General features: G+C 55.5%; 25 protein-coding genes and 1 pseudogene. 14 read left to right on the top strand and 12 right to left on the bottom strand.

The genetic code is table 11. The features are described from left to right. The first annotated feature begins 48 nt into the window (after window positions 1-48). The 6 genes and pseudogenes from AAE045_RS18215 to AAE045_RS18240 all read left to right on the top strand — a co-directional run bounded on the left by AAE045_RS18215 (window position 49) and on the right by AAE045_RS18240 (window position 5041). Window positions 49-918 carry a LysR family transcriptional regulator gene (locus tag AAE045_RS18215; RefSeq protein WP_455548912.1) on the top strand — a complete coding sequence of 290 codons (870 nt, stop codon included), beginning with the start codon at window positions 49-51 and terminating at the stop codon, window positions 916-918. Window positions 919-1119: 201 nt separating this feature from the next. After that, window positions 1120-1899 (top strand): MBL fold metallo-hydrolase, encoded by a 780-nt coding sequence (locus AAE045_RS18220; RefSeq protein ID WP_455548913.1) that lies wholly within the window; start codon window positions 1120-1122, stop codon window positions 1897-1899. Between the two features lie 82 nt (window positions 1900-1981). Then, entirely contained in the window at window positions 1982-2956 is a 975-nt protein-coding gene (locus tag AAE045_RS18225; RefSeq protein WP_455548914.1) for a GlxA family transcriptional regulator, read from the top strand. 74 nt (window positions 2957-3030) lie between these two features. Further along, complete coding sequence (locus AAE045_RS18230) at window positions 3031-3759, top strand: MerR family transcriptional regulator (protein WP_455548915.1); 729 nt, start codon at window positions 3031-3033, stop codon at window positions 3757-3759. 210 nt (window positions 3760-3969) lie between these two features. Then, window positions 3970-4077 (top strand): annotated as a pseudogene (locus AAE045_RS18235) (DUF3833 domain-containing protein); the annotation flags it as partial. Window positions 4078-4081: 4 nt separating this feature from the next. After that, the gene (locus AAE045_RS18240; protein WP_455548916.1) at window positions 4082-5041 is read left to right on the top strand and encodes a YbgA family protein; all 960 of its coding nucleotides are present in this window, start codon (window positions 4082-4084) and stop codon (window positions 5039-5041) included. Here AAE045_RS18240 and AAE045_RS18245 read toward each other — a convergent pair. Both AAE045_RS18245 and AAE045_RS18250 read right to left on the bottom strand, forming a co-directional pair. Next, window positions 5015-5491, bottom strand: a complete 477-nt coding sequence (locus AAE045_RS18245; protein ID WP_455548917.1) for a DMT family transporter — start codon at window positions 5489-5491, stop codon at window positions 5015-5017. The genes AAE045_RS18240 and AAE045_RS18245 overlap by 27 nt on opposite strands. 9 nt (window positions 5492-5500) lie before the next feature. Then, window positions 5501-5935: a DMT family transporter gene (locus tag AAE045_RS18250; RefSeq protein ID WP_455548918.1), complete on the bottom strand. Its 435-nt coding sequence runs from the start codon at window positions 5933-5935 to the stop codon at window positions 5501-5503. 99 nt (window positions 5936-6034) lie between these two features. On the opposite strand from AAE045_RS18250, the gene AAE045_RS18255 reads away from it, so the two are divergent. Further along, complete coding sequence (locus AAE045_RS18255) at window positions 6035-6985, top strand: LysR substrate-binding domain-containing protein (protein WP_455548919.1); 951 nt, start codon at window positions 6035-6037, stop codon at window positions 6983-6985. 58 nt (window positions 6986-7043) lie between these two features. Here the strand turns inward: AAE045_RS18255 and iraP are convergent, their stop codons facing one another. After that, window positions 7044-7379 (bottom strand): anti-adapter protein IraP, encoded by a 336-nt coding sequence (gene iraP / locus AAE045_RS18260; RefSeq protein ID WP_455427831.1) that lies wholly within the window; start codon window positions 7377-7379, stop codon window positions 7044-7046. A 299-nt stretch (window positions 7380-7678) separates the two neighbouring features. Between iraP and AAE045_RS18265 the strand changes: the two genes are divergently transcribed. Then, window positions 7679-7840, top strand: coding sequence for a hypothetical protein (locus AAE045_RS18265; RefSeq protein ID WP_455427832.1), 162 nt, complete (start codon window positions 7679-7681; stop codon window positions 7838-7840). Between the two features lie 38 nt (window positions 7841-7878). Further along, window positions 7879-8190 (top strand): hypothetical protein, encoded by a 312-nt coding sequence (locus AAE045_RS18270; protein ID WP_455548920.1) that lies wholly within the window; start codon window positions 7879-7881, stop codon window positions 8188-8190. Between the two features lie 228 nt (window positions 8191-8418). Here the strand turns inward: AAE045_RS18270 and AAE045_RS18275 are convergent, their stop codons facing one another. The 4 genes from AAE045_RS18275 to AAE045_RS18290 form a co-directional block, all read right to left on the bottom strand. Next, window positions 8419-8910 carry a YciE/YciF ferroxidase family protein gene (locus AAE045_RS18275; RefSeq protein WP_455548921.1) on the bottom strand — a complete coding sequence of 164 codons (492 nt, stop codon included), beginning with the start codon at window positions 8908-8910 and terminating at the stop codon, window positions 8419-8421. Between the two features lie 102 nt (window positions 8911-9012). Further along, window positions 9013-9198: a general stress protein gene (locus AAE045_RS18280; RefSeq protein ID WP_455548922.1), complete on the bottom strand. Its 186-nt coding sequence runs from the start codon at window positions 9196-9198 to the stop codon at window positions 9013-9015. A 396-nt stretch (window positions 9199-9594) separates the two neighbouring features. Beyond that, window positions 9595-10542, bottom strand: a complete 948-nt coding sequence (locus AAE045_RS18285) for a cytochrome d ubiquinol oxidase subunit II (RefSeq protein ID WP_455548923.1) — start codon at window positions 10540-10542, stop codon at window positions 9595-9597. 3 nt (window positions 10543-10545) lie between these two features. Next, the gene (locus tag AAE045_RS18290; RefSeq protein WP_455548924.1) at window positions 10546-11919 is read right to left on the bottom strand and encodes a cytochrome ubiquinol oxidase subunit I; all 1374 of its coding nucleotides are present in this window, start codon (window positions 11917-11919) and stop codon (window positions 10546-10548) included. 173 nt (window positions 11920-12092) lie between these two features. Here AAE045_RS18290 and AAE045_RS18295 point away from each other — a divergent pair, with 173 nt between their 5' ends. Beyond that, window positions 12093-13721 (top strand): alpha-amylase family protein, encoded by a 1629-nt coding sequence (locus AAE045_RS18295; RefSeq protein WP_455548925.1) that lies wholly within the window; start codon window positions 12093-12095, stop codon window positions 13719-13721. Here the strand turns inward: AAE045_RS18295 and AAE045_RS18300 are convergent. Together AAE045_RS18300 and AAE045_RS18305 are read right to left on the bottom strand one after the other, a co-directional pair. Next, window positions 13718-14704, bottom strand: a complete 987-nt coding sequence (locus tag AAE045_RS18300; protein WP_455548926.1) for an SDR family oxidoreductase — start codon at window positions 14702-14704, stop codon at window positions 13718-13720. The two genes, AAE045_RS18295 and AAE045_RS18300, sit on opposite strands and share 4 nt — an antisense overlap. A 17-nt stretch (window positions 14705-14721) precedes the next feature. After that, window positions 14722-15915 (bottom strand): zinc-dependent alcohol dehydrogenase, encoded by a 1194-nt coding sequence (locus AAE045_RS18305; protein ID WP_455548927.1) that lies wholly within the window; start codon window positions 15913-15915, stop codon window positions 14722-14724. Between the two features lie 253 nt (window positions 15916-16168). On the opposite strand from AAE045_RS18305, the gene AAE045_RS18310 reads away from it, so the two are divergent. Together AAE045_RS18310 and AAE045_RS18315 are read left to right on the top strand one after the other, a co-directional pair. Next, on the top strand, window positions 16169-16372 hold the full coding sequence (locus AAE045_RS18310) for a hypothetical protein (RefSeq protein WP_455548928.1): 204 nt from the start codon (window positions 16169-16171) through the stop codon (window positions 16370-16372). A gap of 162 nt (window positions 16373-16534) precedes the next feature. After that, a complete protein-coding gene (locus tag AAE045_RS18315) occupies window positions 16535-17044 on the top strand; it encodes a ferritin-like domain-containing protein (RefSeq protein WP_455548929.1) in 510 nt (169 codons plus the stop codon). Window positions 17045-17133: 89 nt separating this feature from the next. Here the strand turns inward: AAE045_RS18315 and AAE045_RS18320 are convergent, their stop codons facing one another. Then, window positions 17134-17502, bottom strand: coding sequence for a hypothetical protein (locus AAE045_RS18320; protein ID WP_455548930.1), 369 nt, complete (start codon window positions 17500-17502; stop codon window positions 17134-17136). 185 nt (window positions 17503-17687) lie between these two features. Here AAE045_RS18320 and AAE045_RS18325 point away from each other — a divergent pair, with 185 nt between their 5' ends. Further along, window positions 17688-18044, top strand: coding sequence for a hypothetical protein (locus tag AAE045_RS18325; RefSeq protein WP_455548931.1), 357 nt, complete (start codon window positions 17688-17690; stop codon window positions 18042-18044). Between the two features lie 179 nt (window positions 18045-18223). Beyond that, entirely contained in the window at window positions 18224-18634 is a 411-nt protein-coding gene (locus AAE045_RS18330; RefSeq protein WP_455548932.1) for a Spy/CpxP family protein refolding chaperone, read from the top strand. A 43-nt stretch (window positions 18635-18677) separates the two neighbouring features. Here AAE045_RS18330 and AAE045_RS18335 read toward each other — a convergent pair whose 3' ends face one another. Together AAE045_RS18335 and AAE045_RS18340 are read right to left on the bottom strand one after the other, a co-directional pair. Continuing rightward, entirely contained in the window at window positions 18678-18815 is a 138-nt protein-coding gene (locus tag AAE045_RS18335; protein ID WP_455548933.1) for a hypothetical protein, read from the bottom strand. Window positions 18816-18914: 99 nt separating this feature from the next. Next, complete coding sequence (locus AAE045_RS18340; protein WP_455548934.1) at window positions 18915-19343, bottom strand: hypothetical protein; 429 nt, start codon at window positions 19341-19343, stop codon at window positions 18915-18917. Window positions 19344-19353: the final 10 nt, after the last annotated feature.

Consider the following 19353-nt stretch of genomic DNA (forward strand, 5'->3'; position numbering starts at 1 on the left):
ATGGAATCACCAAAAATAAACACCTGATACCCAAATATGGAAAGCAAAGTGGATTTTAACGCAACGAAGCTGTACATCGCGGTGGTTAACGCAGGCAGTTTTTCAGCGGCCAGCGAAAGGCTGGGGGTGCCGATCTCAACGCTGAGTCGAAAAATTAATGAGCTTGAGCAGGCCCTGAACGTGCAGCTGCTGGACCGCTCAAGGCAGGGGGTTAAGCCAACCTATAAAGGGCAGCAGTTCTTTGAACAGGCCCGTCCGGGCGTCGAGCTGCTTGAGGATGCGCAGAAATCTGTCACCTCTGCCCACAAGCTTCAGGGCAAGCTGCGCCTGTCCGTCCCCCCTAATTTCTCGCTGTGGTGGGATTTGCTGCTCGAATTCCAGCAGCGCTATCCCGATATCCACGTATTTTGTCATTCGAGCGAGAGAGTCGTTGATTTGTTCGAGGATGGCGTAGACGTTGCGCTAAGAATGGGCAGCCTGAATACGGACGATGTGATTGCAAAAACCGTTATGGACGTGGAAATCCTGTTTGTGGCAAGCCCGAAATTGCTGGCGCGTTACGGCACGCCGGAAACGCTGGCTGAAATGGCCCGGCTGCCCGTTGCTGCCTGGGAAACGCTGAACCACGGCTTTTTTGAATGGGCGTCTGGCTCAGAAAAAGTTAAATACGAGCCGTTTTTCTCCACCAATAATTTACAGGGATTAATTCATTATGCTCTGAGCGGCATGGGCGTTACCCAGCTGATGGATTTCTCAGCCAGGCCCTGGCTGGAAAGCGGCGAGCTGGTACAGCTGCTGCCCGGAGCCGCCAGGCAAACCATGCCGTTAAACCTCGTCTATGCCCGTCGCAAACATCCTTCAGCGCTCGTGCGGGCTTATCTGGATTTTTGCACTGAATGGGTGAAAAAGCTGAAGTAGCGCTGCACGTATGCTATGCGCCACCCACAGCGTTTATCGACGTCACTCCACGGTTGACCCGATTTCATCGGTTAATGACCTGCGGGCATGTCACGCCCTTTCGCGCCAGCTCTTATAGTGACTCCACTCGCAGCTACCCTGTCGGGCTAACCAGCCGCGGTGGCTGAACCACAAAATCTGATGGAAATCGGGAGTCACAATATGAAATTAACGCAGGTTCGCAACGCTACGCTGGTACTGGAATATGCCGGTAAAAGATTTCTTATCGATCCTATGCTGGCGGAGAAAGAGGCCTGGGACGGGTTTGCCGGGAATGCCCGCCCCCATCTACGCAACCCTATGGTTTCCCTGCCGATGGCCGTAGAGGATTTGCTGGCCGTCGATGCCGTGATCCTGACGCACACGCACACCGATCACTGGGACGAAGCGGCGCAGCAGGCCGTGCCAAAAGATATGCTTATCTATACGCAGGATGAGAACGACGCCGCGCTGGTCCGCTCGCAGGGTTTTCTTAATATCCGCGTGCTGAAAGATGAAAACCACTTTGTTGACGGGCTGACCATTTATAAAACCGACGGCCAGCACGGCAGCAACGAGCTGTACGCAGATGCGCAATGGGGCGGTCTGCTTGGCGACGCGTGCGGGCTGGTCTTTACCCACCATAACGAAAAAAAGCTTTATATCGCCGGGGATACCGTCTGGGTAAAACCTTATGTAAGAAGCCTGCAGCGCTTCCAGCCGGACGTTGTTGTGCTGAACACCGGCTATGCCGTTAACGATCTCTATGGCCCAATCATCATGGGCAAAGAGGACACGCTGCGCACCCATAAGATGCTGCCAGCCGCGACCATCGTGGCTTCGCATATGGAATCAATCAACCACTGCCTGCTGACCCGCGCGGAGCTGCGTGAGTTCACGCTTGAACACGGCATTGAGGATAAAGTTCTTATTCCTGCGGACGGCGAGACCCTGGCTTTCTGATAAGCTACTTTACCTGAACGGGGCAGGTCGGGGAGAAGCAGTTCCCCCCTGGCCCCTGAACCTCTTACGGTAAGGTCAAAAAATGCCTGCACTGACGGTCGCCGTGATCGCCACGGACGGATTCAGCCCGTTTCACTTTTCCGTGCCCTGCATTCTGTTTGGGTCTGCCATGCCGCAGCCGGATCTCTTCCGGGTGGATATTTGCGCTGAGAAACCTGGCGTAGTCCTGTCTGATATCGGCCTTTCTATTAACGTAGAGCACGGCTTAGAGCGGCTCGATGTTGCGGACATTGTCATCGTTCCCTACTGGAATCATGCGGGAGAAAAGCCTTCCGGGGCGCTGCTGGATGCGTTGATAAGGGCATGGCAGCGCGGCGCGGAGGTGGTGGGCCTTTGTCTGGGCACCTACGTACTGGCGTACAGCGGCCTGCTCGACGGACACAGAGCGGCAACGCACTGGGAATTCGAGCAGGACTTCATCGAACGATTCCCCTCGGTTCATCTGGACAGCAACTCGCTCTACACCAGCGATGAACGGCTTATCACCTCCGCGGGCACCGCGGCCGGTATCGACTGCTGCCTCAATATTATTCGCGACCATTACGGTTCGGCGATTGCCAACCGTGTGGCCAGACGCATGGTTGTGCCACCCTATCGGGAAGGGGGGCAGGCGCAGTTTATCGAGCGCCCGGTCCCGGTATCGACGCGCGACGGCAAAATGAACGAGCTGATGGACTACCTGCGCCGCAATCTGGAGAAGCAGCACGATCTGGACTCGCTGGCAGGCTTCGTCAACATGAGCCGGAGAACGCTGACCCGGCATTTTTTCAGGGCAACCGGAACAACGCCGGGAGACTGGCTGAACGCGGAGCGCCTGCAAAGAAGCCAGGAGCTGCTGGAAACCACGGACAGCAGCATTGAGCGCGTGGCCGAAATGGCCGGTTTTCAGTCGCCGGTCTCTTTCCGCCAGAGCTTCAAAGCGAGGTTCAGCGTCAGCCCCAGCGAATGGCGCAGGGCCTTCCGCGGTCCGGCGACGGCGGCGGATAAAGCAGAGTGAAACTGCCGGTGCGGCACTCATCCCGGCATAATTCGTAGTATATTGAGAGCATTATCCGTCATCAGGTGCCCCTTATGTCTTACTCAATCGGCGAATTTGCCCGGCTTTGCGGGATAAACGCGACCACGCTTCGTGCCTGGCAGCGTCGTTACGGCCTGCTCAAGCCGCAGCGCAGCGACGGCGGGCACCGTCAGTACAGCGACGACGATATCCAGCAGGCGCTCAAAATTCTCGACTGGGTGAAAAAAGGGGTGCCGGTCAGCCAGGTCAAGCCGCTGCTGGCCCGCCCCGGCGCGCGCCGGACAAACAACTGGCTCAGCCTGCAGGAAAGCATGCTGCAGCGGCTGAAGGAGGGGAAAATCGACTCCCTTCGCCAGCTGATTTACGATGCGGGCCGCGAATATCCCCGCCCGGAGCTGGTCACCGAAGTGCTGCGGCCGCTGCGCAGTAAAGTCTCGGCCAACGTGCCAGTGATGATGACCCTGCGCGAAATCCTCGACGGCATCATCATCTCTTATACCTCTTACTGCCTGGAGGGGGATAAAAAAGCGCCGGGCGACAACTACCTGATTACCGGCTGGTATCTGACCGATCCCTGCGAAATCTGGCTTGAGGCGCTCCTGCGCACGGGGCAGGGGCACCGCATCGACGTGCTTCCCGTACCGCCTGCCGCCCTGGCCCCGGAAATCTTCCCGGATCGTAAATGGCTGCTGGTCACCGGCGGCAAACTTACCGCCGCACGTAAAAAGCAGATAGACCTTTGGCAGCAGCAGGTCGTTTCCCTCGACGTTATTCCCCTCTAGTTCCGCTCCCGGAAGCCTGATACGAACTTCATTCCGCCGCCTTCAGGGGGGGGCTTTAGTCCGCTTGTTAAAAAGGCGGACGGATTAATTCGTTTTAATTGATTGAATACAAAGAATAAATAAATATAACCTGCCACAAACTTGTACAAATTAATATAAATGTATAAGTTTTAAGTGTCCGCCATGTTGTTCACAGCAGGGTAAGGCTCATTGCAGGACGGCACGCATCTTTTTAATAAAACGGAGATGAAGAAGTCTGGGATCGTCGTCGGCACGGTCACCCTTTTCTTCACCCGGACGGCGCAGCAGAGAGGATAACGTCATGAATACTCAACCCGTAATTGGCATCAGCGGATGTTTAACCGGCTCCCTGGTCAGGTTTGACGGCGGGCATAAGCGGATGGCGTTTGTGATGGAAGAGCTGGCCAGGTGGGTGAGCTTCAGGCCCGTCTGCCCGGAAATGGCTATCGGACTGCCCGTGCCTCGTCCGGCTTTGCGCCTGGTGCAGACCTCCGCAGGGGGGACCGAAATGTGGTTCAGCAAGCCGCCGCATGACGATGTCACGCAGAAAATGGCCGAGTTCGCGGCGGGCTTCCTTCCCGGGCAGAGCGGGCTGGCAGGGTTTATCGTCTGCGCCAAATCGCCGAGCTGCGGCATGGAGCGCGTGCGGCTGTACGATGAGAAAGGCAACCGGGGACGCAAAGAAGGGGTGGGGCTGTTTACCGGGGCGCTGCTGGAGAAATATCCGTGGCTGCCCGTTGAAGAGGATGGCCGCCTGCACGACCCGGTGCTGCGCGAAAACTTTGTCGAGCGCGTTTTCGCCCTGCACGAGCTGAATACCCTGCGGGCCAGCGGCCTGACCCGCCGCGCGCTGCTGGATTTCCACAGCCGCTATAAGCTACAGCTGCTGGCGCACCACCAGGCGGGCTACCGTGAAATCGGGCCGTTCGTCGCCTCGCTGCACGAGTGGGAGGATCTGGACGCCTTTTTCGTCGCCTACCGCGAAAAGCTGATGGCGATCCTGAAGCAGCCCGCCTCGCGCAGAAACCACACCAACGTGCTGATGCACATTCAGGGCTACTTCCGTAACCAGCTGAATACGCGCCAGCGCGGCGAGCTGCGTGAGGTGATCCTCCGCTATCGGGACGGGCTGCTGCCGATACTTGCGCCCCTGACGCTGCTTAACCACTATCTCGCTGAATATCCGGATCGCTACCTGCTGGCGCAGAACTATTTTGATCCCTATCCGCAGGACTTAGCCCTGCGCCTGTCGGTCAGCTGACGCCCTGGCCGGTTTGCTGCTGGAGTAGATGAAGATCAGCGCGATGCCCAGGCAAACGATGGCGCCAAGCCGGCTGGTGGAAAACGGAATCGAGGCGTTGCCCAGCCAGCCAAAGTTATCAATGAGCAGGCTCATGGTCAGCTGCCCGAAAATAACCGCTACCGTGGCGACCGCCGTGCCGATTCGCTGCACGGCGAGCACCATAATGACGATATAGGGCACGCCGAACAGCGCCCCCACCAGCTGCCATTTCGGCACGTCCAGCAGGCTGAGCCTATGGGCGGGCTCAAAGAAGAAGATCAGCAGGCCCGTTACCAGCGCCCCGACGGAAAAGGTCAGGAACGCGCATTTGAACACGCCCACCTTGCTGCCAAGCTGTCCGTTGACGGCGGCCTGAATGCTCAGCGTGGCACCGCCGAGCACGGCCAGAATAATCATGATTATTGTCATAGCGTTACCTTACCCCTGTGCAACCAGAACCAGCGCTGCAATGATGAAAACCAGCGCAATAATGCGTTTACCGTCAATTTTCCGACGTGACGTGCCCAGCAGGCCGTAATGGTCGATTATCAGGCTCTTAAAGACCTGTCCCGCCAGGATACCAATCATCGTCAGGGCGATGCCGATGACAGGCGTGGCGATGGTCAGAATAACGACGTAGACAGGGCCGAGCACGCCGCCCAGCAGCTGCCATGACGGCTGCGCGAAAAACGACGGGCTACTGCGCGGGCTGAAAAATAGCATCAGCAGAAACGTCAGCGCGGCCCCCACGCCGAAGATGCTGAACGTCGCCCATAAATCACCCACTTCCCCCGCCAGCGGCCCAAGCAGCCCAGCCTCCACGGACAGCCCCATGCCGCCCGCGACAACAATTAAAATCAGTACCAGATGCATAGCAATCCCTCTCACGTTTTCCAGGCGAGGAAGAGTACGCCTGTTCAGATATGAGAAAAATGCCATAATGAAGTAAACACCTGTGCAGGATATGCATCAATGAACAATGCCGCAAACATCAGCCTGCGCTCGCTGCTGATCTTGATCGACGTGTATGAAACGCAGAATTTTTCCGTGGTTGCGCGCCGGGAGGGGATCTCAGCTTCGCAGGTTTCGCGCATTATCCACCAGCTTGAGGACGCGCTCGGCCAGCAGCTGTTTTATCGCAATACGCGCGCCGTCATGCCGACCGAAAGCGGCCATCTTTTTGTCCGCTACGCAAGGGCCATGGCCGATAATATGGAGGAAGCGCGCAGGGAGCTGGATGAGCGCATGCTGGAGCCTTCCGGGCTTATCCGCATCAATGCCCCGGTGTTTTTTGGCCAGCGGCACGTTGCTCCCGGCCTGCCCGGGCTCGCGGATCGCTATCCCCGGCTCAGCATTGAGCTGACGCTGACCGACGATTATATCGACCCCCACAAAGATGCCGCCGATGTCATTTTCCGCATCGGCGGGCTGGCTGATTCCTCTTTTCACGCGCGCATCTTCGGGCAGCAGTACTATCACCTGGCCGCCTCGCCGGCGTATCTGCGTAAATACGGTACGCCTGAAGGGCCGGATGACTTAAGCCGCCACAATTGCCTTGTCTATCGCGGCTCGTCCGGGCCCAACCGCTGGCTGGTACGCCAGCCGGGCGGGGAGTGGTTTCACCATTCCGTCCGCGCGCTGATGTCATCCAACAATGCTGAAACCCTGCTTATTGCGGCGCTGGGCGGCATGGGGATCGTGCTTTTCCCGGACTGGCTGATTGGCGAGAGGCTGAAGAGCGGCGAGCTGGTGGCTATCCTGCCGCAGATGGAAACCTCGATAAAGACGGAGCCGCAGAATATTGCGGCCATCTATCCCCATGCGCGGCACCTGCCTCTGACCGTCAGGGCGGTGATTGATTACTATGTTGAGACGTTCGGGACACCACTTTACTGGCAGTCAGAAACCGGTGCCCGAAGGTAGGCTGGGGAGGGCTGGGGAAGGTGCGTAGGATTATCCGCCCGGATAAAACGGGGAAAAATTAATCCGTCGCCGTTTCGCCGGGCCTGGTCTTTAACGATTCCAGATCGATTTCCGCATCGTTGGTTTCAAGCAGCTGCGTCAGCTGAATGAGGTTGTTGAACTCATTGAGCAGGATCTCCGCATCGGTTTTCAGCGGGGTATCGGCCGCGTCTAAAGCCGCGTTGATCGCCTTCCTGACGTTTTCCAGCATTTCATTCATCCCGCCATTTTTTGCAATGGTGAGCAGCAGGGCGCCAATCAGCAGGGACTGCGCCTCAACCTTCGCCGCCAGCTGCTTGGCTTCGGCATCCATTTTGGAAATTTTAGCAATCACACCCAGTATCAAATTTTTCATAAAGCCTCTTTTATGCCAGAAAATCCCCGTGGATAAGGATGTGGTCAGGTGAATCTACAAGGATTTAAGCAGATCCGCTGAGTTAGTCAAAGCTAAAAAATGCCGCCCAAATAACGCTTAAAAAAAGATTAAACATCATATATTTGCCCCAGCGGCACGCTTCTCCCGTTTATGTCGACAGCATACCCTGCCGCAACGAACTTGATCCACATCAAATTTCTTGTCAAAATGTGCGCTTGTTTTTCAATTATTTTGATTTTTAAACGGAAGATTTTCCACAGCGTGGGGTAGGAAGCCAAATGAAGTATGTTTTTGCACTGGTGTTAAGTATGACGCTATCAGGCTGTACGGCCAGCGACTGGGTGGATGCCGCAGGCGGCATCATGCAGGCAACCGATAAGCAGGAAAAAGACGCCAGAAATAAACGGATTAAAGCTGCTAATAAAGCCGCGGGATATTAAGTTTTCTCTTCAGACTATTAATTACAAAAGGAAAGGTAATGCGTTATGCAATGCTGGCACTTGTGCCACTCTTAAGCGCCTGTAGCGTCTCTTTTATGAAGTATGACAACGAGCCTGTCATGCAGGCGACCTACGCCAACGGCGCAACCAAAAGTAAGGTTATTGCCGCTGGCGGCAAGCCGGACAGCGAAGTCAGCGTTCCTGAAATCAACGGTACCTGTGTTAACTACACGCTGCGCAAAGACGGGGAAACAATGCCGTTCTATGCTGCCTTCGATAGCAGCGGTAACCGTAAGCATTACGGCTATATTTCATGCCAGGACGCGCGGGCGAAAGGTGTCTTTAAATAAAAGATGCTACGAATTTTATTCCTCTTCTCCGTTCAGTTAGCCAGGAGAGGAATAAATTTTGCTCCGCATTTACTGATTAAAGTAAACGCCTTTGCGGGGAGAGGGTTTGCGGGGAAGTAATTAATCACGAAAGACTTGCTGATGAAAATAAGTCGCCCTCCCTTTAAGTATTCCATGGTGATGAAAAGAGACTGGCCCGGTTAGTAAACCGGGCAGCAAATTAACCAGTTACTTCGCGTTTTGATTAATTCCCGACTCCGCGAGGGTGGTTAATTTATTATCGGCGGACTTCTCTTCCTCAAGCGTCTGGCCAAGCAGCTTTTTCGCCTCGCTGTAGCCCAGCAAATCTGCCAGAGTGCAGAGCGTGCCGTAGGCGGCTATTTCGTAATGCTCCACTTTCTGCGCTGCCGCGATGAGGCCTGCATCCCGCACGGCGCCTTTCTCCACGCCGTCGATAATCTCCTGGCCTTCTTCAATCAGCCCTTCCATCGCCACGCATTTCATGCGTTTTAAGCGGAAGTCAGGAATGCTGTCCACAACCTGATCGATGCGCTCTACATGTCCCCGTGTCTCTTCAAGGTGACTGGTGAAAGCTTCGCTTAATTTCGGATTTTCAGATGCCCTGGCCAGTTTTGGCAGCGCACGCGTAAGCTGCTTTTCGGCACTGTAAGTATCTGAAAGGAGATGAACAAAAAGGTCTTCAATGGTTTTGATCTGCATGATCGCTCCAGAATTCGCTCTTTATTTCATTAGGGGCAACATGGGCAAACCGATACAACAGATTTGCCCATGCTTGAGGGGTGTTACTTAGCCACGCCCGGCTTACTTATCTGCCTTACGACCGCCGCCATGGCTGTTTTCACCCCCTTTACGTCCGGCTTCCGAAGCACGCTGTGGGTCATTCTTGAAGTTCCCGCCGCTGTGCTGGCCGCCTTTACGTCCTGCGTCCGAAGCTTTTTCTCTGTCTTCTGCAAAATTACCGGAACCGCCTCTATGTTGTTCAGCCATAATGTCGTCCTCATGTTGCTTTGGAAAAAGATGATATGAAAAACATATCAATCGCGTCGAAATATAAAATTAGCGTATGCTCAGGCAGTGTCAAATTAATAAGAGGAGCTGCGGCGTATTTATTGCTCTGAAGCGAAACGGCAGTATTGTTCTTACAGCGGTGAAAAGCCTAAATCTGCCTTTTATTCCATGAGGTTAGTTAGGCTGTCTGGGTAAATATTTTTCGTGAGGATTTGGCGAATAAAAAATTGTTCGGAATGTAACGATTTAATAATGAAAGGAGGGGGTGGTCATGGAAATTTAATATATTCCTGGTAAGGGCTAAAATAAAAATATCTCACCAGGAATAATCTTAAAAATAATAATTAGCCGCGGCCCAGACCTAAGTAGATGTCTTCAGCGGACTTTTCCTGAAAACACCCAAAACACCCAGCTATGATAGAGAAGGGTCAGCGGGATAACCACCGCGGCGCCGTACAGGATGAATCTCTGCGTAATCTCACTCGCCGCAACGTCATAAAGCTTTATCTCGTAAGGCACTATCCACGGATAGCTACCTGCGGCAACGACTATGGCCGTCATTCCCATTGCGATAAGCGCGATTATCAGCTGTCCGAGGGGGCGTTTTTTTAGCGCTGGCAAACAGAGCGCCAGCAGGAGCAGCGGGATTAGCGTCATGAAAACCTTACCCGCAGTGAACGACCAGACCCTCAGCCAGGGGAGCGGCTGCAGCCAGACGATCGCGGCGAGCACCAGCGTACTCATTATTGCCAGAAGCCAGCCGGAGCGCAGCAGGCGGTGCTCTGCAGCCTGCTCAACGCGCCAGCGGATCCAAAAGCAGCCCAGCAGCAGATAAAAGAGCAGCAGGCCAAAGCCGCACAACAAAGCGAGAGGGCTTGCCCAGTCCAGCGGTCCCCTGAGCAGATCGCCGCTGACAAAGGCCCCGGCGCAGATTCCCTGCGTCACGGCGGCAAGAGCAGAAGACAAGGGCAGCAGCAGATCCAGAAGCCGCCTGGCGAGACGGCCCGCCTTTTCACGATACTCCAGCGCCATGGCGCGCAAAACGAGGCTCAGGAGCATCACGAAAAGCGGCAGATAGAGCGCGGAAAACAGCAGCGAGCAGGCGGCGGGGAAAAAGGCCAGCAGGCCCGCCGCCAGTAAGACCAGCCAGCTTTCATTGGCGTCCCAGATTGGCAGCATCGAGTGTACTATGGCGCGCTTCTCATCCTCCCCGTTAAACCACACCAGGGCAACACCTGCGCCGAGATCCGTGCCGTCGAGCATCAGATACATCAGCAGGGCGAACAGCAGCAGCGCGGCCGAGAGATCCGTTAACTCTGCCATTTATCATCCTCTTTTCGACGTTTCGATAACCGTGGCGACAACTGCTTTTTCCGACGGGAGCGGCCCGTTAGCGTAATGAAGCAGATAGCGTAATCCGGTGCCAAAGACGCCCCCGTATACCAGCCCAATGCCGCAGCACGAGGCTAAAATCCAGCCGAGCGGCAGATCCGACACGCTGTCCGCCGTGCGCAGCAGGCCATAAACCGTCCACGGCTGCCTGCCGAATTCCGTCACTGCCCAACCCGCCAGCAGCGCAGCAAAACCGGAGGGGGACATGAGGGCAAGAGCTTTCAGCAGCCTGCCCGAGTCGGCCAGTTTGCCTCTGAGATGCGCTACCACCGCAACCACGCTGACAAACAGCATCAGCAGCCCCAGGCCCACCATCAGGCGAAACGAGAAAAAGACCGTCGCCACCGGGGGAATATCTTCAGCCGGGAATTCCCGAAGGCTCTGTATATGGCTGGTCAGATCGCGGCGCAGATAAAGCGAGCCGATATCAGGGATCGCCACTTCAAAAAGGTTGCGCCGTTCGCTTTGCACGGGCCAGGCAAACAGGCGCATGGGTTCGCCTTCTCCGGCAGCCGGACGATGCCAGTTGCCTTCCATGGCCGCCACCTTTTGCGGCTGGTATTCGAGCGTATTTTCGCCGTGCAGATCGCCCACCACAATCTGTACGGGAAGCGCACCCAGGGAAAACCAGATAGCCGAGACCAGCATCAGGCGGGCGGCTGCTTCACCCGGCCGCCTGCGCAATCGCCAGGCGGCAATGCCGCCTATCATAAAAGCGGCGGAGATTAACGAGGCCAGCACCATGTGCCCAAAGCGCCACGGGAAAGAAGGGGCTGCCAGCAGGCTCTGCCAGCTTGTGGGCGCAAAATTACCCCGCGCATCCAGCGCAAAACCAACCGGTGTTTGCATCCAGGAGTTAGCCGCCAGGATCCAGAACGCGCTGATGAGCGCTCCGGCGGCTACCAGGCAGGTCACCGCGAAATGCACGCCGGGGCGGATTTTATCCATGCCAAAGAGCATGACGCCGGTCAGGGCGGATTCAAGGAAGAAGGCGACCAGAATTTCATAGAACAGCAGCGGGCCGATAAAGCCGCCTGCCTTCGTTGAGAAAGGCGCCCAGTTGGTGCCGAACTGGAACTCCATCACCACCCCGGAGACGGCGCCCACGGCGACGGTAATCGCGAAGATCTTGATCCAGAAATGCAGCGCCTCCCTTGCGGCTACGTTTTTTTTCCATAGCCACAGCGCTTCAAACCAGACCAGAAAAGGGGCCAGCCCGAGCGTAAAGGCGGCAAGCGTGATGTGCATCGCCATGGTGATGGAAAATTGCGTTCGTGATAGCAGCAGCACCCAGTCAGCCTCATTCATCATCATTCACCGTTGTATTTTTCTGCCTTTTTGTACCGGTGGACCGGATGTCTTTGAGCTTAGTAAAAAGCTTCTGCAAAGCAATCCATACCCCCGGACCGCCGCGAGCGGGTTAATTGGCGCTACATTTAGTGGTGGGATGAGGTTTCCAGCAGGAACAAGAGAGAGCCGCAATGAACAGTGACTGGTATAAAAATGCAATTATTTATCAGGTAGATACCGCTTATTTCTTTGATGCAAACAATGACGGGACGGGGGACTTAGGGGGCGTCGCTAAGCACCTTGATTACCTACGGGGCCTCGGGGCTACCGCTATCTGGTTGACGCCTTTCTATCTCACCCCGTTCAGGGACGACGGCTATGACGTCGAAGATCATCTCCAGGTCGATCCCCGATTCGGGGATGTCGCCGATATGGTGATGCTGCTTGAAGAGGCGGAGGAGCTGGGCCTGCGGGTAATTATCGAGCTGGTTTTGCAGCATACCTCCAGCGAGCACCGCTGGTTTCAGGAGGCGCGAAAAGACCGCAACTCGCCGTACCGGAATTACTATCTCTGGGCAGATGAGCCGCCGGAACATGACGATCCGCCGATGTTTCCCGGCGTCGAAAAGAGCGTGTGGAGCTGGGATGACGCCGCCGGGCAGTTCTATCGCCACATGTTTTATCACCACGAGCCGGATCTCAATCTTGCCTGCCCTCAGGTGATAAAAGAGATCGAGCGGGTCATTGTCTACTGGCTGCGCCTTGGCGTTTCGGGGTTTCGGCTTGATGCCGCTTCCCACATGGTTAAACAGGCTGGAGGAGGGGACATTAAAGGCGGCTTCCACCTGCTTAACCATCTGCGCGATTTCGTCTCCGTCCGCCGCCCGGAAACAATCCTGCTGGGGGAGGTTGACGTCCCGCCGCGGCAGTACTGCGACTACTTCGGTGAGAATGACCGCCTGCATATGCTGCTGAGCTTTGCGCTCAATAAGCATATGTTCCTCTCCTTCGCCCGCAAAGATGCGCGGCCGCTGGCAAAAGCCATCGCAGGGCTCCCTTTGCCCCCCTCCAGGGCATGCCTGGCTAACTGGCTGCGAAATCACGACGAGCTGGATCTGGAGGATTTAACCCCGGCGGAGAAGCGCGATGTTATTGAGGCATTTGGCCCGGCGGAGGAGATGCATGTATATCAGCGCGGGCTAAGACGGCGGCTGGCGACGATGTTTGATAACGATATGCAAAGGATTGCCGTGGCCTATGCGGTTCTCTTTTCCTTACCCGGCACGCCGATTATTCGCTACGGCGACGAAATTGGCATGGGTGAAAACCTCGATCTGGCCGAACGCAACGCCGTGCGGACGCCGATGCAGTGGGACGGAACCGCGAACGCCGGTTTTTCACAGGCGGCAGCCGATGAGCTGATTGCGCCGGTGATAACCCGCGGGCCCAACCGGAGCCGCCTGGTGAACGTCAGCCGGTCGCAGATTGAGGAGCGCTCTTTGCTGCACCTTATCAGCCGAATGGCGCGCACCCGTCTGGGCTGTAAAGCGATAGGATCAGGGGCCTGGCGCGTGCTTGAAACTAAAATCCCCGCCGTGCTGGCCATCCGCTACGACGGCGACGGGGAGACGCTGCTGATGGTGGCCAACCTGAGCGATAAAAAAGCGCAGGTTGAGGTCGGCGAGGCGGATATTGAGAGGCTGACCGAACTGCTCGCCGACAAAGAGTATGCAAAATCGGGCATGCTGAAAGCGCCCGCCTCGTTTCCGGTTAACGGCTATGGCTACCGCTGGTTTACCCTCACGCTCCGGTCGGCCTAGGGTTTGCGCCTTCGCTGCCGCAGAAGCAGCAGCGCGCCGACCGCCCCTAACGTGGTCAGCGCCGCTTTCCCCACCCGGACGGGGTCAACGGCTATTACCCTGTTGTGCGCTTCGCTGCTGAATGCTCCCCGGCTCTGGTGGTGACCCTCCAGCGGTGAAAACAGATTATCCGCCTCATTCGGGGAGTGCACCGCCGTCTGCATCTGCCCGCTCCACGCCTTTTTTGCCAGCATCTTGTCCAGCCAGCCGGGGAACAGCATCGTCCCGACGATAGACTGAACGGTGGCTTTGCCGACCCACAGCTCGCGGGGGGCGGAAAGCGTGGCTTTAAAAATGGCTTCTGCGACCGCTTCTGGCTGATAAACCGGAGCGACCGGACGGGTGGCGCGGGGCAGCTTATTGCGCGACCAGCCAAACTGCGGGGTGTTCACGGCGGGCAGATGCACCATCGTCAGGCGGATCTTCGAACGCGTATGGATTAGCTCGGAGCGGAGCGCGTCGGTGAAGCCCCGTATGGCCGCTTTTGCGCCGCAGTAGGCGGACTGCAGCGGGATCGAGCGGTAAGCCAGCGCGGAGCCGATCTGAATAATATGCCCCTGATTTTGGGAGGCCATCAGCCGCTGCGCCTCGCGCGTGCCGTTAACCGTTCCGTGGTAGGTAACCTCCGTGACCCGCTGGAATTCAGGTGGGTCGATGTCCGTGAACGGTGCGATAACGGTACACATGGCGGCGTTTATCCAGACGCTGACTGGCCCCAGCGCATCGGCAATATAGTCCGCCGCCGCGCGCATCTGACCCGCATCGGCTACGTCCGCGCCGTAGCCGATAGCCCTTGCCCCGGCCTCTTCAAGCTCCTTCACCGTTTCCGTCAGGCCCGCATGGCTGCGCGCGATAACGGCCACGTCGTAGCCGCGACGAGCGAAACACAAAGCCGTGGCTCGCCCGACGCCCGCAGTTCCTCCTGTAATCACCGCTAAAGGCATAGCTTCCCCCTGAGTTTTTATAGCGTTCCCTGCTGTGGCTGCATGCCGGGCACGAGAATAACCTTGCGGCACTCCTCCTGGCGCTTCTCAAAAATTTCATAGCCACGCGCCGCGTCTTCAAGCGGCATGTGGTGGGTCACAATCTCTTCCGGCTTGAGGTGCCCCTGCTCAATCAGGGCAAGCAGGTCCGGCAGCCAGGCGTGAACGTGCGTCTGGCCCATTTTAAACGTCAGGCCCTTATCGAAGGCGTCGCCAAACATGAAGCTATGAATAAAGCCCGCATAGACGCCCGGCACGCTGACAATACCTCCACGACGAACGGCCGCGATGCACTGACGCAGCGCTTTGCCGCTGCTGCCCTCAATTTTCAGGGTCGTGAGTATCGTTTCGGTCATGCTGCCTTTCGCTTCGAACCCCACGGCGTCAATTACCGCGTCAACGCCACGGTAGCCAGGGGTGTTTTCAATGATCCAGGCCGCAGGATCGTCGTTTTCATCGAAATTGATCGGGATTACGCCGTAGCGCTCCCGGGCAAAAGCAAGGCGGTAATCATTATGGTCAATCATAAAGATCTGCTCCGCCCCTTCGTAGCGGGCGCAGGCCGCGCAAAGTAGCCCGACCGGACCGGCTCCATAGATAGCCACGCTTGAGCCTTTTTTAATCTCCGCATTTTTTACCGCCTGCCAGGCGGTGGGCAGGATGTCCGAAAGAAACAGGACTTTTTCATCCGGCAGGGAGTCCGGGACTTTAAACGGCCCCGTATTGGCTTTCGGCACGCGAACGTATTCCGCCTGGCCGCCGGGCACGCCGCCGTACAGGCTGCTGTAGCCAAAGAGGGCGGCAGGAGGCGTGATGTTCTTGCGGTTCAGGGCTGCCCCTTTGCCGCTGTTGGTGTTCTCGCAGGCCGCGTACTGGTGAAGGTGGCAGAAGAAGCAGTCGCCGCAGGCGATAACGAAAGGGATCACTACCCGGTCGCCTTTGCTGACGGCGGTGACGTCGGCGCCGGTTTCAACGACTTCACCCATGAATTCATGACCGAAAATATCGCCGTGGTGGGTGCCGGGAATTTTGCCGCGGTAAAGGTGGAGATCCGAACCACAAATGGCGGTGGCGGTGACGCGCAGAATAATATCATCGGCGGTCTCAAGCCCCGGGTCGGGCATTGTATCAACGCTGACGTTATGGGGACCATGGTAGGTAAGTGCTTTCACAGGCATGCCTCCAGATTCGTTCGGGTTATTGTTTATTCGCTGTCATTAAGTAAACAACGAAAACACAACCGGGAAAAATTCCAGGACTATTCTTAAAAAAGCAAACTCGTTGATTTCACTATTAGCCGCTACGCTATAACTAACCTCGTTAATAAGCGAGGCGGTTAATAAATCGGGCTGGGGAAATATTCAAATGAAACCGGATCCGCCTGTTGGATAACATATTTTCGCTTACTAGAGACCAGGGTGTTATATGAAGATTACTCCGAAATTAATTAAGAAAATGCACCTTGGGGCGGCGTTTTTATGGGTGATACTGGCTATACCGTCGGTCATCTGGTGGAAGAACAGCGTGCTGTGGGTCATTATCATCAGTATATATGCCAATATTGTAGGCCATTTATCCGGTTATACCGCCGCCCGCGCTGATGAAGCTGCTGAAGAAAATGAACGGTAAAGCAGATTATCCTGTCACCTGCTATGCTTTATTTATCGCTTCAGGCGAATCTATTTCAGCCGAAGCGTCTGCACTACACAGGAATAAGGACTATTTAACCCGATCCTTTGAAAACTATCCTGCTGTTAACCCTGTCAAATACTGAATGAAGGAAACACTCATATGGCAACTTACGTTGAGAATTATCATGACTGGTTACGGGACGCTCACGCTATGGAGAAGCAGGCGGAATCCATGCTGGAAAAAATGTCCGAGCGAATCGAACACTATCCTGAGCTAAAAGCCCGGCTTGCCCAGCACCTTGAAGAGACCCGCCATCAACAAACGCTGCTGCAGGAAGTGATCGACAGAAACGGCATCTCCAACTCCACCCTGAAAGATACGATGAGTAAAATGATGGCCTTCGGCCAGGCGATGGGCGGTATGATGACGCCGGACGAAGTGGTGAAGGGGGCAATCAGCGGCTATGTCTTCGAAAACTTTGAAGTCGCGTGCTACACCTCGTTAATCACCGCCGCGGAGCTGGCGGGCGACCCTGCCGGGGCGGAAGTCTTCAGAACGATACTCAAACAGGAACAGGCGATGGCTGACTGGGCACGCGATCACCTGCCGCAGGTCACCGAGCAATTTTTACGCCGTTCGGCAGCCCCGGATACCGAAGCCAAAAAATAACTTTGGCTACGGCATACCCGTTTTTTAGCCGCAGCAGGCCTGCCGGAAACTGTATTTCTGGCGGGCCTTTCTTTCGATTATGAACGGTATTAAACCTGAGGCTTTTCATACCTGGGAAGCTGGGTTATTTCATAAGTTTTTGAACCCTGAACGATACATCTGTCAGGCTCCGGGCTGCCGGAATAAAACATATAATATTTTTCGCTTTCTGGAAAAAATACCAGGTCGTCACCGTTCTGAAAGCTTGTCACGCGAAATGGCACGTTCTCTTCCGTACGATTTTTTTTCAGGCCGGAGGCAATAATGAAATGGTCGCCCCATTTCATGGTGGACAGATTATGGCTAAAGCGTGAAATAACGACGTTTTTGCGCAGCGAGCAGGAGAGCTGTGTAGCGGTAGCCGCATTGACGGCGGCGGGAAGTAAGCCAAGGAGGCTAACAAATAAGGTCAGTTTCATGTCAGATCTCTTTTTTGTGAGCTTGTAAGGAAAGGTAACATAAAACGGCGCGGCTTTAAAATTCGTAACCCATTATTTACAAAAGATTTTGTTCTGCGCAGCTGAGGGAATTATCAGATTATTATTGTTATAAACCTGAGGACGATACTGCTAAGCTGGCGGCGACCATGCAAAAGGAAAATTTTATGAAGAAGCTTATCGCCGTTGCGCTGGGAGCAGTACTCCTGTCGGGTTGTACCGTCCGCGTGGCGGATATGACCGTTGGCAGCACCAAAAATTACAATCTCAACGCGGCGAAATTTGTGAAGGGCAAACGCGTTACGGGTGAAGACAAGGCGACGATTGTTATCTTCCCGCTCTCCATTCCGAGCGTGAAAACCGCGATGGACAGGGCGATTGAACAGGATAAATGCGCCGTAGGCCTGAGCGACGTTGTTGTTTACCAGCTTAACCACGCCTTCCTGTTTGGCAAATTTGGCTACCGCGTCGAAGGGACGCAGATTATCGACCGGACGCAGGCAGGCTGCGAAAACCGCTCATAAACAGATCTGGATTCAGAACAGGCCTCGGGATCGGGGCCGTATAAGCCAATCTTCTCCGCTGGCATAATTCGCCTATCTATCTGAAATATCTATTTTTAAATTTTACACTTTGTTGCAGCGCGGCATCTCATCGTGGGGAATAATTTACCCTCTTTTGATTTTTTTAAGGATGATTTGTTGTGAACAAACTTTTTCGTAACACCCTGCTCGCCGTTGCTATCACCGCCGGTTTCTCCGTTGCCGCTCAGGCTGCGACTAATGATGCCGTGCCTGCGCCGACGCAGGATCCCGTTGTTCAGCACCTGAAGCTCAGCAACGAGCAGGTGGCTAAACTCGAAGATCTGCACCACCAGTTCGACAGCAACATTAAAAGCATCAAAATCGACGGCTTTAAAGACGGTGCGCTGCTGGACGTGGTGAAGTCAGGCAAGTGGGATGACGCTAAAGTTAAGCAGCAGCTCGCCGCGTTCGGCCAGCTGGATCAGCAGGTTCGCTACTACCGCGTGAAGTACTACTTCGGCGTGAACCAGGTGCTGACGCCGGAGCAGCGTACCCAGGTTAAAGAAGACCTGGCTAAAGCGCTGAACTAAGACAGGCGCCTTTCGGCCGGAGACGCCGTGCCGGAAGGCCATTTTACACGTTCAGACCTTCGAGCTTGTCGAGAAACGAAACCAGATGAGCCGACACATCGAAAGTATTCACCAGCATTATTGACCAGAGCAGCCCCAGACAGATAAGCAGCAAAGTTGCCGCTTTATAACCCCAATTCACCGTCATATTCTCACTACTAATGCAAACCAATAACTCCATGTTATCAGTCACTGTATGTGATTATATTGATTTGCGATAATTTCAGCGCATTCGGACGTCTCAGAGCGGGGTCACCGCCACCGAAACCTGGTAGCCCAGCAGGTAGAGCGCCTGCTCCAGCAGTTCAGCCTTCGAGGCATAGCCGATATCAAGCAGCCGCTCCGTTTGCGGGCCGTTAAGGCCGAGCTTTCTGGCAAGCTGGGCTTTAGGCGTGCCGGTAGCCAGCATCGCATTGCTTAACGCAACCTTCAGGCTGGCCAGCACAGGCAGATGAACGGCGATATCACCGTCCTTCAGTTCGGAAGGCGCAGGAACCCTGCTGCGTGAATCAATGAGTTCACCCACGCCCGCCAGCAGGGCATCCAGGGCGTCCAGTTCAACGTCCTCTTCGCTAAAGGCGACCGCATCAACGGCCGCGAAATCCCGGAAGCTTATCTCGTACTGGCTGGTTTCTTCATCAAAGATGACGGTGGCGGGAAACGTATACATAGAACCTCGT

The sequence above is a fragment of the Dryocola clanedunensis genome (genome assembly GCF_038405435.1).
GTDB lineage: Bacteria > Pseudomonadota > Gammaproteobacteria > Enterobacterales > Enterobacteriaceae > Dryocola > Dryocola clanedunensis_A.